9 protein-coding genes are annotated in these 15,008 nt (G+C 72.6%); 2 read left to right on the top strand and 7 right to left on the bottom strand.

Features of this window, described 5'->3' with window-relative positions; genetic code table 11:
• Window positions 1-114: 114 nt before the first annotated feature.
• Both ABT127_RS37920 and ABT127_RS37925 read right to left on the bottom strand, forming a co-directional pair.
• On the bottom strand, window positions 115-1,074 hold the full coding sequence (locus ABT127_RS37920) for a CE1 family esterase (protein WP_351460681.1): 960 nt from the start codon (window positions 1,072-1,074) through the stop codon (window positions 115-117).
• Between the two features lie 208 nt (window positions 1,075-1,282).
• Entirely contained in the window at window positions 1,283-2,824 is a 1,542-nt protein-coding gene (locus ABT127_RS37925; protein ID WP_351460684.1) for an acyl-CoA synthetase, read from the bottom strand.
• A 117-nt stretch (window positions 2,825-2,941) separates the two neighbouring features.
• On the opposite strand from ABT127_RS37925, the gene ABT127_RS37930 reads away from it, so the two are divergent.
• Complete coding sequence (locus tag ABT127_RS37930; protein WP_351460687.1) at window positions 2,942-5,362, top strand: penicillin acylase family protein; 2,421 nt, start codon at window positions 2,942-2,944, stop codon at window positions 5,360-5,362.
• Window positions 5,363-5,396: 34 nt separating this feature from the next.
• Here the strand turns inward: ABT127_RS37930 and ABT127_RS37935 are convergent, their stop codons facing one another.
• Complete coding sequence (locus ABT127_RS37935; protein ID WP_351460689.1) at window positions 5,397-6,953, bottom strand: acyl-CoA synthetase; 1,557 nt, start codon at window positions 6,951-6,953, stop codon at window positions 5,397-5,399.
• A gap of 140 nt (window positions 6,954-7,093) precedes the next feature.
• The gene (locus ABT127_RS37940; RefSeq protein WP_351460691.1) at window positions 7,094-8,194 is read right to left on the bottom strand and encodes an NAD(P)H-dependent flavin oxidoreductase; all 1,101 of its coding nucleotides are present in this window, start codon (window positions 8,192-8,194) and stop codon (window positions 7,094-7,096) included.
• A 167-nt stretch (window positions 8,195-8,361) separates the two neighbouring features.
• Here ABT127_RS37940 and ABT127_RS37945 point away from each other — a divergent pair, with 167 nt between their 5' ends.
• Window positions 8,362-10,140, top strand: coding sequence for a serine hydrolase domain-containing protein (locus tag ABT127_RS37945; protein ID WP_351460693.1), 1,779 nt, complete (start codon window positions 8,362-8,364; stop codon window positions 10,138-10,140).
• Between the two features lie 22 nt (window positions 10,141-10,162).
• Here ABT127_RS37945 and ABT127_RS37950 read toward each other — a convergent pair whose 3' ends face one another.
• The 3 genes from ABT127_RS37950 to ABT127_RS37960 all read right to left on the bottom strand — a co-directional run bounded on the left by ABT127_RS37950 (window position 10,163) and on the right by ABT127_RS37960 (window position 14,981).
• Entirely contained in the window at window positions 10,163-11,707 is a 1,545-nt protein-coding gene (locus ABT127_RS37950; protein ID WP_351460696.1) for a phytoene desaturase family protein, read from the bottom strand.
• Window positions 11,708-11,785: 78 nt separating this feature from the next.
• On the bottom strand, window positions 11,786-14,059 hold the full coding sequence (locus tag ABT127_RS37955; protein ID WP_351460699.1) for a serine/threonine-protein kinase: 2,274 nt from the start codon (window positions 14,057-14,059) through the stop codon (window positions 11,786-11,788).
• A gap of 52 nt (window positions 14,060-14,111) precedes the next feature.
• Entirely contained in the window at window positions 14,112-14,981 is an 870-nt protein-coding gene (locus tag ABT127_RS37960) for an oxygenase MpaB family protein (protein WP_351460702.1), read from the bottom strand.
• Window positions 14,982-15,008 lie beyond the last annotated feature (27 nt).

The raw sequence follows: 15,008 nt of genomic DNA on the forward strand, positions 1-15,008 counted from the left end.
GTGCGATCGCAAGGCGCCGGAGCGCCCTCATAGCGGAGCTATGCGGGCGTTTCGGCAACGCCGCGAGCGTGCGTGCCAGACACCGCGGGGCAGGCGGGACTTTCGACACACGCCCTAGTACGACCTCCCTGCACGCTTCGGCAGCGGGTGCTCGGCGAAGAACTTCCGGATGAGGGGTGTCGCGTCGATCGTGGTCGGTGTCGCCGCGTCCTCGTTGGGCGCGGTCGACGGCCAGACGTGGCCGCCGTCCGTGATCCGGTAGTGCTCCAGCGCGGAGGCGCCGTCGCACGAGCGCCAGCGCTGGAGCACGACGTTCTCCTTCACCTGCGTCTCGCGCGGGCGCGCCGCGCACCCGTCGCGCTCGGCCCAGCCGGCCAGCCAGTCGGGCAGGGCGGGCAGGCCCTTGTCCGGGTTTCCGGCGTACGGGATGGTCGTGTCGGCCTGGCCGTGGAAGTCGAGGACGGGGACGGGGCGTCGCGGGTCGCAGGCGCCGCTCTGCGGGTAGAAGGCGCCGGAGACGACGGCGGTCGCGGCGATCCGGTCGGCGAGGCGGCAGGCGACGACGGCCGCGAAGCCGCCGCCGTTGGACTTGCCGGAGGCGTAGACGCGGCGCGGGTCCACGCACAGGTCCTTCCCGGCGCGGTCGATCAGTGCCTTCGTGAAGGCGATGTCGTCGACGTCCGCCGAGTAGGGCGCACCTTCCCAGGCGCTCTTGCCGTCCGTTCCGGTGACGCCCTGCGGGTAGACCACGACGGCGTCGAGTGCGTTCATGCCGGTGAGCCGCTCCTGGTAGTCGGAGGTGCGGCCGTGTCCGTGGAAGGACAGGACGAGTGGAGTGGGCCGGTCCGGGTCGTAGGAGGCGGGCAGGTGCACCAGGTATTCGCGCCGCACGCCGTCCACGGTGAGGGACCGCGCGGTGGAAGCACCCGGGGTGAGGTCGGTGGGCGCACCGCAGCCGGCCGATCCGGCGGCCCGGTGCGGCTGGGCGGCGGCCGGTACCGGTGCCAGGACCGCGGCGGCGAGGAGTGCCCCGGCGACGGAGGCGGCCAGGCGGGCGGGGTGGGAGCGGCTCATGGAGTTCCCTTCGGGCGGCACGGCCGGCCCCGCGCAGCCGCTGGCAGGCGTGCGGGACCGGCTCACGTACGGGGGCGTGGGCAGCCGGCGCGGCGGCTGCGGGCCGTCCGCGCCTGGCCGACGGCCGGGACACTAACGCCCGCATGCGGCCCGGCAATACGCCCTGTTCAGGGAACTCAATGAACGTAAAAGCGGCCGGCCCGCCCGGTCAGTCGCCGAAGCGGTCGCGCAGCTCCCTCTTGAGGATCTTGCCGCTCGCGTTGCGCGGCAGCTCGTCGACGAACACGATCCGCTTCGGCGCCTTGAAGCGGGCGAGCTTCTGGCGTGCGTACGCGACGAGTTCGGTCTCGGTCACCTCCGCCGAACGGACCACCACGGCGGTCACCGCCTCGATCCAGCGCTCGTCGGGGAGCCCGATGACGGCGGTCTCCGCCACGGCCGGGTGGGTGTACAGGGCGTCCTCGACCTGCCGGGACGCGACCAGGACGCCCCCGGAGTTGATGACGTCCTTGACCCGGTCGACGACGGTGAAGTAGCCCGCGCCGTCGCGCACGGCGAGGTCGCCCGAGCGGAACCAGCCGTCCCTGAAGGCCTCTTCGCTCTCCTGCTCCTTGTCCCAGTAGCCGTCGCACAACTGCGGTGAGCGGTAGACGACTTCGCCGGGGGTGCCGTCGGGCACGTCCTTGCCGTCGTCGTCGACGATCTTCGCCTCGACGAAGAGCACCGGCCGGCCGCAGGAGTCCATCCGGCCCTCGTGCTCGTCGGGGCCGAGGACGCAGGCGAGCGGGCCGATCTCGCTCTGCCCGAAGCAGTTGTAGAAGGCGAGGCCGGGCAGCCGGGCGCGCAGGCGCTCCAGGACCGGCACCGGCATGATCGAGGCGCCGTAGTAGGCCTTGCGCAGGCCGCTCAGCTCGCGGTCCGCGAAGTCCGGGTGCTGGGACAGGCCGATCCACACGGTGGGCGGCGCGAAGAGGCTGTCCGCCTCGCCCGCCTCCACCAGGTCGAGGATCCGGTCGGCCGCGGGAGCGTCCAGGATCGTGTTGGTGGCGCCGACCGCGAGGTAGGGCAGCAGGAAGACGTGCATCTGCGCCGAGTGGTAGAGCGGCAGCGAGTGCACCGGCCGGTCCGTCTCCACCAGGTCCAGGGCGTGGATCGCGCTCACGTACTCGTGGACGAGGGCGCGGTGGGACATCATCGCGCCCTTGGGCAGGGCCGTCGTCCCCGACGTGTAGAGGAGCTGGACGAGGTCGTCCGCGTCCGGCGGGTCGCCGTCGTAGGGGACGGCGGCGGGCAGCCGGTCGAGCAGCGAGTCGTCGGCGTCGCGCAGCAGCAGCGTGCCGACGCCGTCCGGAAGGTTCCCGGCGAGGTCCGGGTCGGTGAGCACCAGCGTGCTCCCCGACTGGCGCACGATGTAGGCGAGGTCGTCCCCGGTGAGGTTCTGGTTGACGGGTACGTGCACGAGGCCGGCTCGCGAGCAGGCGAGGAAGCCGATCAGGTAGGCGTCGGAGTTGTGGCCGTAGGCGCCGACCCGGTCGCCGGATGCGAGGCCGAGGCCGCGCAGGAGCCCGGCGGCACGGGAGACGGCGTCGTCGAGTTCCGCGTACGTCCACGAGCGCGGCCCGTAGCGCAGCGCGACGCGCTCCGGGGTGCGCCGGGCGCTGCGCCGCAGCACTCCGTCGACGGTGCTGACAGCCGCCGCTGCCGCGGCCCGTGCCCTCGGCGTACGCGGCGTGCTCGATGGGGTCGTCATGGCGTGATCCTGCGGGGTGGCCGACGCCAGGTCAAGACACGTGCCACCACGCCTCGGCAGCCGACATACCGGCTGGTACGCTCAACCGCCTTTGCCCTCACGACAGTTGGGAGCACGATGCGTATCCGCCCGAGACAACGGCGCCTCGCGGCCGTCGGCACGGCCCTGTTGACCGTCCTCACGGCGTCGGCCGCGCTGCCGTCGGCGGCGGCCGACCGCCCGGAGCGCCCGCACGGCGGTGGTCTGTCCGCCACGATCCGCTACACCGAGTACGGCATTCCGCACATCGAGGCCAAGGACTACACCAACCTCGGCTTCGGCACCGGCTGGGCACAGGCCGCCGATCAGGTGTGCACGCTCGCCGACGGGTTCGTGACGCTGCGCGGTGAGCGCTCGCGCTGGTTCGGCGCGGACGCCGCACCGGACGGCTCGCTCTCCTCGGCGGCCGGGAACCTCTCCAGCGACCTGTACTTCAAAGGCGTACGGCAGTCCGGGACGGTGGAGAAGCTGCTCGCCACGCCCGCACCGGCCGGCCCCAGCCGGGACGTGAAGGACGGGATGCGCGGCTGGGCCGCGGGGTACAACGCGTGGCTGAAGCAGCATCGCATCACCGATCCCGCGTGCAAGGACGCTGCCTGGGTGAAGCCGGTGACCGAACTCGACGTCGCCACGCGCGGGTTCGCGATCTCGGTGCTCGGCGGACAGGGCCGGGGCATCGACGGGATCACCGCCGCGCAGCCGCCGTCGTCGACGAGCGCGGCGAAGCCCCCGGCAGGCACCGACACGAAGAAGCTCGCCCGCGCGGCGAGCGAGCTGTTCAGCCAGGAAGACTCCGACATGGGGTCGAACGCGGTCGCCTTCAGCGGGGCGACGACCGCCGACGGACGCGGGCTGCTCCTCGGCAATCCGCACTACCCGTGGCAGGGCGGCCGCCGTTTCTGGCAGTCGCAGCAGACGATCCCCGGTGAACTGAACGTCATGGGCGGCTCGTTGCTCGGCACCACGACGATCTCGATCGGCCACAACGCACACGTGGCGTGGAGCCACACCGTCGCGACCGGGGTCACCCTCAACCTGCATCAGCTCACCCTCGACTCCTCCGACCCGACCGCGTATCTGGTGGACGGCGAGCGGGAGAAGATGACCAGGCGGACCGTGACCGTGCCCGTGAAGGGCGGCGCGGACGTGACGCGGACACAGTGGTGGACGCGGTACGGGCCGGTCGTCACCTCGCTCGGCGCGGCACTGCCGCTGCCCTGGACGGCCACGACGGCGTACGCGCTGAACGACCCGAACGCGGTCAACATGCGGGCCTCCGACACGGCGCTCGGCTTCAGCAAGGCGCGCTCGACGGACGACGTGCTGTCGTCGCTGCGCCGCACCCAGGGCATTCCCTGGGTGAACACGATCGCGGCCGACTCCGCGGGGCACTCGCTCTTCACCCAGTCGCAGGTGCTGCCGCGCATCACCGACGACCTGGCGGCGCGCTGCTCGACGCCGCTCGGGAAGGCCACGTACCCGGCGTCGGGCGTCGCGGTCCTGGACGGTTCGCGCGGCGACTGCGCGCTGGGCAGCGACAAGGACGCGGTGCAGCCGGGTGTCTTCGGCCCGTCGAGGATGCCCGTGCTCAAGAACGCGCCGTACGCGGAGAACTCCAACGACAGCGCCTGGCTGGCCAATGCCGACCGGCCGCTGACCGGGTACGAGCGGGTCTTCGGCACGGTCGGCACCCCGCGCTCGATGCGCACCCGGGGAGCCGTCGAGGATGTCGCGGCGATGGCCGGCAAGGGCCGCCTGACGGTCGCGGATCTGCAGAAGCAGCAGTTCGCGGACCGGGCCCCGGCCGGAGACCTCGCGGCGGCGGACACCGCGAAGGCGTGCGCCGCGCTGCCCGGCGGCACGGCGACGGGCAGCGACGGAAAGACGGTCGACGTCTCCGCGGCCTGCTCCGTACTGAAGAGCTGGGACCGCACCATGAGCACCGGCAGCCGGGGCGCGCTGCTCTTCGACCGGTTCTGGCGGCGGCTGACGGCGGCGGTCCCGGCGGCGCAGCTGTGGAAGGTGCCGTTCTCCCCGGCGGATCCGGTGCGTACGCCGAACACCCTCGACACGCAGGTGCCCGCCTTCGCCGCGGCGCTCGCCGACACGGTGGCCGAACTGCGGGCGGCGGACATCCCGTTGGACTCCCGGCTGGGCGACCACCAGTTCGTGGTGCGCGACGGCCGGCGCATCCCGGTGCACGGCGGCACGGAAGGGCTCGGCGTCTGGAACAAGGTCGAGCCGGTCTGGAACGCCGCGGGCGGCGGCTACACCGAGGTCGTGCACGGCTCCAGCTACATCCAGGCGGTCGGCTGGGACGGCGGCCGCTGCCCGGTGGCGCGCACGCTGCTCACGTACTCCCAGTCGTCGAATCCGGACTCGGCGCACTTCAGTGATCAGACCCGGCTCTTCTCCCGGGGGAAGTGGGTCACGGAGCGCTTCTGCGACAAGGACATCCGCAAGTCGCCGGCGCTGAAGGTGGTGCGGGTGCGCGGCTGATCCCGCGCACCCGCCACGGGAGGGGCGGCCCCGGTCACACGGCCCGGGTGCGCCCCTCCCAGTACGGGTCGCGCAGCCGCCGCTTGTACAGCTTGCCGTTCGGGTCGCGCGGCATCGTCTCGATGAAGTCGACGCTCTTGGGGCGCTTGTACCCCGCGAGCTGCGTCTCGCAGTGGGCCAGGATCTCGGCCGCGAGCGCGTCCCCGGCGGTGCGCCCCTCGGCGACCTCGACGACGGCCTTGACCTCCTCGCCCCAGTCGTCGTGCGGGATCCCGAAGGCGGCCGCGTCGGCGACGGCGGGGTGGGTCAGGAGCGCGGACTCGATCTCGGCGGGGTAGATGTTGACGCCACCCGAGATGATCATGTCGATCTTGCGGTCGCGCAGGAAGAGATAGCCGTCCTCGTCGATCACGCCCAGGTCGCCGACGGTGAAGAAGTCGCCGATGCGGTTCTTCTTCGTCTTGTTCTCGTCCTTGTGGTACGAGAATCCGCCGGTGCTCATCTTCAGGTAGACGGTGCCGAGTTCACCGGCGGGCAGCCGGTTGCCGTCGTCGTCGAAGACCGCCAGCTCGCTGATGGGCCAGGCCTTGCCCACCGTTCCCGGCTTCTTCAGCCAGTCCTCGGCCGTCGCGAACGCGCCGCCGCCCTCACTGGCCGCGTAGTACTCCTCGACGCACGTCCCCCACCAGTCGATCATCGCGCGCTTGACGTGGTCGGGGCAGGGCGCGGCGCCGTGGATCGCGTGCCGCATGCTGCTCACGTCGTAGCGGTCCCTGGTCTCCTGGGGCAGGGCGAGCAGGCGGTGGAACTGCGTCGGCACCATGTGCGTGTGTGTGCACCGGTAGGTGTCGATGACGCGGAGCATCTCTTCGGGCGTCCACTTGTCCATCAGGACGAGCCGGTGGCCGATGTGCAGGGCGGCTCCCGCGAACTGGAGCACGGCCGTGTGGTAGAGCGGCGAGCAGACCAGGTGGACGTTGTCGTCGAACGGCTTGATGCCGAAGATGCCGAGGAACCCGCCGAGGTACGTCTCCTCGGGGAGCTTGCCGGGCAGCGGGCGGCGGATGCCGCGCGGGCGGCCCGTGGTGCCGGAGGTGTAGTTCATGACCCACCCGAGGGTGCGGTCGGCGGGAGGCGCACCGTCCTGCCCCGCGAGGAGTTCGGCGTACGGGCGGAAGGTGTCGATGCCGCCGACGGCGTAGCGGTGAGTGTCCGGGAGGCCGGCCTCGTCGGCGGCGGCGCGGGCCTGGTCGGCGAAGCGCTCGTGGGCGATCAGGACCTTGGCGCCGGAGTCGGAGACGATCCAGGCGATCTCCGGGCCGACGAGGTGGTGGTTGACCGGGACCAGGTAGAAGCCGGCCTGGGAGGCGGCCAGGTGGGCCGTGAAGAACTCGACGCCGTTGGGGAGGACGACGGCGAAGGCGTCTCCGCGTTTCAGGCCTGCCTCGCGCAGGCCCGCCACCATTTCGTTGGCCGCCGTGTGGAGGCGGCCCGCTGTCCATTGTTCGCCGTCCGGGGCGATGAGCGCGATCCGGTCCGGCTCCGCCGTGGCCTGGGCCCAGAAGCCGTTCGGGGGGGTGTGGTCGGGCATGGGGTGCGTTTCCCTTCTGGGAGGAGCGGGTTTCCTTGTCGGGTGCCGGCCGGTGGGGCTTCTCGCGCAGTTCCCCGCGCCCCTGAGGGCGCGGGGAACTGCGCGACCGGCCACGACGAGAGCCGCACCCGGGAGGCGGGCTACCGCCCCGCGATCCGGTTGATCCTGTCGATGGCCTTCTCGAAGTCGCGGGTCAGCTCGTCGAAGACGGCCTGAACGCTCCGTTCCTCGTTCATCCGCCCGACGATCTGCCCGACGGGCGTCCCCAGCAACGGCTCCACCTCGTACTTCTGGATCCGGGACACCGCCTCGGCGACGAGCAACCCCTGCAACGGCATCGGCAGGGTCCCGGGACCGGCCGGGTCGTCCCAGGCGTCGGTCCACTCGGTCCGCAACTGCCGCGCGGGCTTGCCGGTGAGGGCGCGCGAGCGCACCGTGTCCCCGGACCCGGCGGCGAGCAGCTTGCGGGTGACGGCCGGGGAGTGCATGTCGGCCTCGGTGGTGGTCAGCCACACCGAGCCGAGCCAGACCCCCTGGGCGCCGAGCGCCAGCGCGGCGGCGACCTGCTGCCCGCTGCCGATGCCGCCCGCGGCGAGGACGGGCAGGGGGTCCACGGCCTCGACGGCCTCGGGCGTGAGCACCATGGAGGCGATCTCGCCGGTGTGCCCGCCCGCCTCGTAGCCCTGGGCCACGACGATGTCGATGCCCGCCTCCGCGTGCTTGCGGGCGTGCCGGGCGCTGCCCGCGAGCGCGGCGACCAGGACGTCGTGCTCGTGGGCGCGGGCGATGACGTCGGCCGGTGGTGAGCCGAGGGCGTTGGCGAGGAGCTTGATCGGGTAGTCGAAGGCGACGTCGAGCTGGTTGCGCGCGACCTGCTCCATCCAGCCGGTGATCCGCCAGCCGGACGCCTCCCCCGCCGCGAGTTCGGGCACCCCGTACTTGGCGAGGGTGTCCGTCACGAACTGGCGGTGGCTCTCGGGGATCATCGCCTCGACGTCGGCCTCCGTCACGCCCTCGACCTTCTTGGCGGGCATGACGACGTCGAGACCGTAGGGCCTGCCGCCGGCGTGCTCGTGCAGCCAGTCGAGGTCGCGTTGGAGTTCGTCGGGTGCCGTGTAGCGGACCGCGCCGAGGACGCCGAGACCGCCGGCTCTGCTGATGGCCGCGGCCACCGCGGGAAACGGTGTGAAGCCGAAGACGGCGTGCTCGATCCCCAGTTTCTTGCTCAGCTCCGTCTGCATGCGCGCAGGATGCCGCAGCCGACCGGCCGACGGAAGAGGTTTTCTGATGCAGCGTCAGATTCTTTGCGGGGCGGGCACGGGGCTCTGGTGGTTGACACGGAGCAGTCTTGACATGAATCTTTCATCCGTCGTGGTGGATCCCGAAAGATACTTTCAGGAGGCTGTTGATGCGCTCAGGGGACCAGGACAGATCACGGGCCGGACTCACCCGGCGCGGACTCGGCGCCGCGACCCTCGCCCTGGGCGGGGCGCTCGCCCTGGCGCCGTTCCCCGCGGGTCCCGCCGTGGCCGCGGAACCGAAGCGTCGCCCGACCCTGCGGCACGGCTCCCCCGAGCGCGCGGGACTGCTCGCCGGGCATCTGCGCCAACTCGTCGCCGACGCGGAGAAGTTCCTCGACCCCTCGCCCAAGCACCCGTGGTACGCGGGCGCGGTCCTCCTCGCGGGACGCGGCGGCACGGTGGCGCTGCACCAGCCGATCGGCAAGGCGGTGCGGTACGCGCACTACGACGAGGCGACCGACACCGGCGTCGAGTTCCCGGCCGCCGAGCAGATCGACATGGCCGAGGACACCGTCTTCGACCTGGCGTCGGTCTCCAAGCTCTTCACGTCGATCCTCGCCGTGCAGGAGATCGAGCGCGGCGCTCTGGCGCTGGAGGCGAAGGTCGCCTCGTACCTGCCGGACTTCGCGGGCGCGGGCAAGCAGGATGTGACTATCCGTCAACTGCTCACGCACACTTCGGGTTTCCGCTCCTGGATCCCGCTGTACAAGGAACCGACCCGCGAGGGGCAGCTCCGGCTGATCTGGAACGAGGCGCCGCTCAATCCGCCGGGCACCGTCTACCTCTACTCCGACCTGAACCTCATCTCCCTCCAGCTCGTCCTGGAGAAGCTCACCGGCACGACACTCGACGTCCTGCTGCGCGAGCGCGTCACCGGCCCGCTCGGCATGACCCGTACCCGCTACAACCCGCCGGCGGACTGGCGGCCGAAGGTCGCGGCGACCGAGGACGCCCGCGCTCCCTGGTCGGGTCTGGACCGCGGTCTGGTGTGGGGCGAGGTGCACGACGAGAACGCCTACGGGCTCGGCGGGGTCGCGGGCCACGCCGGTGTCTTCTCCACCGCCTGGGACCTGGCGGTCCTCGGCCGCACCCTGCTCAACGGCGGTGTGTACGGCAGCGCGCGCATCCTCTCCGCGAAGTCCGTGGAGCTGATGTTCACGGACTTCAACCAGGCGTTCCCCGGCGACGAGCACGGCCTGGGCTTCGAGCTCTACCAGCACTGGTACATGGGCGCGATGGCCACCCCGCGCACCGCGGGCCACACCGGCTTCACCGGGACCTCGATCGTGCTCGACCCGACGACGGACTCGTTCCTCATCGTCCTCGGCAACTCCGTGCACCCGGTGCGGAACTGGCGGTCCGGCTCCGCTCCCCGGGTCGCCGCGGGCACCCACATGGCGCGGGCGGTCGCGGTCCGTCCCGCGCACGGCCGCACGGCGTGGTTCGCCGGCACGGCGAGCGCCACGTCCGCGACGCTGACCCTGCCGGACCTGCGCCTGACCTCGTCGCAGGCACGGCTCACCTGCTCGCTGTGGTGGGACACGGAGCCGCACTCCGACGTCGTGTTCCTCGAGGTGTCCACGGACGGCGGAGCGGCCTGGAAGGCCCTCCCCTTCACGACGGACCGCACCGACGCCCACGCCTCGGGATCCGTGGACGGCTACGCGGACCGCACCTGGCACCGCCTGGAAGCGGACCTCGGCGGCCTCGACCCCGCGTCCGTGCGGGTGCGCTGGCGGTACACCACGGATCAGCTGTACGTCGGACGCGGGGTCTACGTGGACGGCATCCGGGTCACCGACGGCCGCCGCGTCGCCTTCGACGAGGCCCGGCCGGCGGACTCGTCGCGGATCGAGGCGGTGGGCTGGACGGCGTCCCGGGACTGAATCGTCCCGATCCGGCGGCGGGTCAGCGGCCGAGCACCGCCATCGCCGCGTTGTGCCCGGGGATGCCGCTGACCCCGCCGCCACGGACCGCGCCCGCGCCGCACAGCAGCACGTTGGCGTGGGCGGTCTCGACGCCCCAGCGGCCCGTGCCCTGCTGGGCGTACGGGAAGGAGAGCTCCCGGTGGAAGATGTTGCCGCCGGGCAGCCGGAGGTCCCGTTCCAGGTCGAGGGGGGTCTTCGCCTCGATGCAGGGGCGGCCGTCGGCGTCCTCGGCCAGGCAGTCCGCCAGCGGTTCGGCGAGGTGGGCGTCGAGCTGGGCGACGGTGGCCTCGAGCAGTGCGGTGCGGGCCGTGTCGTTGTCCGCCGCGAACAGCCGGGCCGGGGTGTGCAGCCCGAAGAGGGTGAGCGTCTGGTAGCCGCGTGCGGCCAGCTCCGGCCCGAGGATCGTGGGGTCGGTGAGGCTGTGGCAGTAGATCTCCGAGGGCGGCGCGCCGGGCAGTGATCCGGCCGCGGCCTCCGCGTGGGCGGTCGCCAACTGACCGTATCCCTCGGCGACATGGAAGGTCCCGGCGAACGCCTCGCGCGGGTCGACGGAGGTGTCCTTCAGCCGGGGCAGCCGCTTGAGCAGCATGTTGACCTTGAGCTGGGCGCCCTCGGCCGGGGGCGGCGGGGCGTCTCCGAGCAGCCCGGCGAGGTGTTCCGGGGACGCGTTCACGAGGACGTGGCGGGCGGCGACGGTGCCTTCGGTGTCGCCGGTGCGGTAGGTGACCTCGGCGTGCTGCCCGTCGGTCTCGATCCGGGTGACCTCGTGCCCGGTGCGCAGGTCGGCGCCGGACGCGCGGGCCGCGGCGGCGAGGGCGTCGGTGAGGGCTCCCATGCCGCCGACCGGGACGTCCCAGTCGCCCGTGCCGTTGCCGATGACGTGGTAGAGGAAGCAGCGGTTCTGGGCGAGGCCGGGGTCGTGGGCGTCGGCGAACGTGCCGATGAGCGCGTCGGTGAGGACCACACCGCGCACGAGGTCGTCGCTGAAGTGCTCCTCGATGCCGACGCCGATGGGCTCGTCGAAGAGCAGCCTCCACGCGGCGTCGTCCGCGACGCGGGTGCGCAGCTCCTCGCGGGTGGGCAGTGGCTCGGTGAGGGTGGGGAAGATCCGTTCGGCCGCGTGCCGGGTCGTCCCGTAGAAGCGGTTCCATGCCGCGTACTCGCGCTCGCCGCCGGTGAGCCGGGCGAACGAGGCGCGTGTGCGCTCGGCACCGGCGCCGACCAGGAGGCCGGTGGCACGGCCGTCGCGGACGGTGGGCGTGTACGAGGAGACGGTGCGGGGGCGGACGGCGAAGTCGAGGCCCAGATCAGTCACGATCTTCCGGGGCAGGAGGCTGACCAGGTAGGAGTAGCGGGACAGGCGGGCGTCCACGCCCGCGAAGGGGCGGGTGGAGACGGCGGCACCACCGGTGGTGCCGAGGCGTTCGAGGACGGTGACGGTGCGGCCTGCGCGGGTGAGATAGGCGGCGGCGACCAGGGCGTTGTGGCCGCCGCCGACGATGACTACGTCGGTCCGGGTGAGCATGGCTCTTGGTAGCACGCGGATGTCCACGACAGCCAGGGTGCGGCCTGCGCCCCGGCCGGTGGCCGCGCGGCACGCGCTCTATCCGCGGCGCCGCTGGGCCGCCACGCGGCGGTACAGCTCCGTCGCCTCGGGGCCGCGGCCCAGTTGTTCCAGGCAGTGGGCCTCGTCGTTGCGGCTGGCCAGGGCGTCGGGGTGGGTCTCGCCCAGGACCCGCGCGCGGGCGTCCGCCACCGTCCGGTACTCGGTGAGCGCGTCCTGCCAGCGGCCGAGCCAGCCCAGGCCGACCGCGATCTCGCGGCGGCTGACGAGGGTGTCGACGTGGTCGGGGCCGAGCACCCGCTCGCGGATCGCGCAGACCTCGCGGGCCTCGGCCAGGGCCTCCTCCCAGCGCGCCAGTCGGCCGAGATTGACGCCGAGGCCGTGGCGGGCGCGCAGCGTCTCGGGGTCGTGCGGGCCGCTGACGCGGTCGCGGTCGTCGATCAGGTCCCGGTAGAGGGTGAGGGCTTCGGCGCTGCGGCCCAGACGGCCGAGGCTGATGCCGACCTCGTAGCGGACGGCGAGGGTGTCGGGGTGACCGGGCCCCATGGCCTCCGCACGCGCCGCGGCGACCTCGCGGTAGGTCTGCAGGGCGTCGCTCCAGCGGCCCAACTGCCCCAGGGTGTAGCCGACTTCGCAGCGCGTGACGAGGGTGTCGGGGTGGTCGGGGCCGAGGACACGGGCGCGGGCCTGCGCGACCTGGCTCGCCATCCGGTACGACTCCTCCAGACGGCCCAGCCGGCTGAGGTTGAAGGCGAGGTTGTGACGGCAGCGCAGAGTGTCCGGGTGATCGGGCCCCATCGCGTGCTCCCGGGCCGCGAGCACCTCCGTGTACACCTGGTGCGCCTCGGGGTGACGGCCCAGCTTGCCCAGGACGTACGCCACTTCCTGCCGCGCGGCGAGGGTGTCGGGGTGCTCGGGGCCGAGGACGCGGGCCCGGCCCTCCACCACGTGCCGGTACTCCCCCAGCGCGTCCGTGACGCGGCCCGTGCGGCTGAGGCTGAAGGCGGCCTCGTAGCGGCTGGTGAGGGTGTCGGGGTGCTCGGGCCCGAGCACCCGCTCGCGTTCGGCGGCGACGGCCCGGTGCATCTCCCCCGCCTCGGCCCAGCGACCGAGCCGGCCGAGGCTGAGGGCCGCGTTGTGCCGGGAGACGAGCCGGGCCGTCACCTCGTGTGCCGGGTCGGCGAGTTCGGCCGGAAACGGACGGGTCGTCGCGGGCACGGGCGGGCGCGGAATCCATTCGCCGGTGAGGCCGGCGGCACTGTCCGGCGGGGTCACGCGCAGGCCCGAGCCGCTGGTGGCCTTGTGGCCCGTGGTCATGCCGCGCGTCCAGGACGGCAGACGCGGTTCCTGCGGTTCGTACCCGTCCTGGGGCGCGCGCACCACATGTGTCGCGGGGTACGGCACGATCTGCGGGGCCCGCACCGTGGGGACGTAGGTCGCGCGCGCGGTGCGCCCCGCCGCGATGCGCCGGCCCACCTCCCGTGCGTCGCGGGGCCGTTGGTCGGGGTCCTTGGCGAGCAGGTCGAGGATGATCCGCTCGACGTAGGCGGGCAGGTCGGGGCGGTGGCTGCGCGGCGGCTCGGGCTCGGTGTCGCGGTGGCCGACGAGCACGGCCCAGGCGTCGTCCAGGTCGAACGGCGGCGCGCCGGTGGCGATCTCGTACAGGACGCAGCCCAGGGAGTACAGGTCGCTGCGCTCGTCGACGTGCGTGCCGCCGATCTGCTCGGGCGACATGTAGTGCGGGGTGCCCATGGCGATGCCGGTGCCGGTGAGGCGGGCGGTGAAGCCGATGTCGTGGCCGAGGCGGGCGATGCCGAAGTCGCAGATCTTGGCGGTGCCGTCGGTGAGCCGGACGATGTTCGCCGGTTTCAGGTCGCGGTGGACGATGTCCTGCTCATGGGTGTAGGCGAGCGCGGCGGCGATCTGCTCGGCGACGTCGACGACCTCGTCCACGGCGAACGGATGGTGCCGGTTCTCCTCCAGGAGCTGGCTGAGGTTCTTGCCGTCCAGGAGCTCCATCACCAGATAGAGGACGCCCTCGTACTCGCCGAAGTCGTGCACGACGGTGATGCCGCGGTGCTGGAGTCCGGCGGCCACCCTGGCCTCTCTGCGGAAGCGCTCCCGCAGGATCCGGGTGAAGGACTGGTCGCGCTGCGGTCCGAGGGGCTTGAGGCACTTCACGGCGACGTGCCGGCCCAGTGACTCGTCCCGCGCCCGCCACACCTCGCCCATACCGCCCCGGCCGATCCGGTCGAGCAGCCGGTACCGCCCGTGGATCAGCCTGGCGTCGCGGTTCTCCCCCAACTCCGGCATCGTCCGCCATCGCCCCCGTCGCCTCGCTCCAGCGCCCTCCCCGGGCAGGGTCTCAGTCCAGTATGGCTACCCATCTGTCGACTTTGTACGGGGCCGGGCGCGCGTCGGGGCCAAGTCTGGCCATGGCCCGCAGGATGTGTTTCGGCGGCAGTTGCCAGCGCGCACGGTCGGGAATCCGGCGCAGGGCGCTGCCGGTGGCGCGCAGGCGGCGGGTGACGACGGCCGGTGCGGGGGCGGGCCTGCCGTACAGGATGTGGGCGTACGGCGGCAGGGAGGCGTAGGCGAGGTTCGCCACGCGCCGCCAGAGCACGTCGCGCGCGGGTTTCAACAGTGGGTGCGTGGGCGGTCGTTGGAGGAAGTCGTCGACGGTACGGGCCTCGGCTCCCGCGGCCAGCTCGGGTCCCACCTGCTCGAAGTAGGCCCTCATGCGCGCCTGGTCGGCGGGTACGTCGTCGGGGTCGAGGCCGACGAGGCGGGCGCTGGTGCGGTGTTCGGCGATGTAGCGGTCCGCCTGCGCGTCGGTGAGCCGGAAGCCGGAGCGGCGGGCGACGTGCAGATAGGAGTCGATCTCCGCGCAGTGCACCCACAGCAGCAGTCCGGGTTCGTCGACGCCGTAGCGCTCGCCCGTGGCGGGGTCGGTGGCCGACAGCCGGCGGTGGATGCCGCGCACGCGCGCCCCGGCCCGCTCCGCCGCCTCGGTGGTGCCGTACGTGGTGGTGCCGACGAAGCTCGCCGTACGCATCAGGCGGCCCCAGGCGTCGCGCCGGAAATCGGAGTTCTGCATCACGCCGCGCACGGCGCGGGGGTGCAGTGCCTGGAGGTAGAGGGCGCGGATGCCCGCGATCCACATCATGGGGTCGGCGTGGACCTGCCAGGTCACCGAGTCGGGTCCGAAGAGTCCCGGGTCCGCGTCGTCGCGCATGCCCCACCTCCTGATCGCAGGGTACCC

This window comes from Streptomyces sp. NPDC001904 (genome assembly GCF_040297005.1).
Classification (GTDB): domain Bacteria; phylum Actinomycetota; class Actinomycetes; order Streptomycetales; family Streptomycetaceae; genus Streptomyces.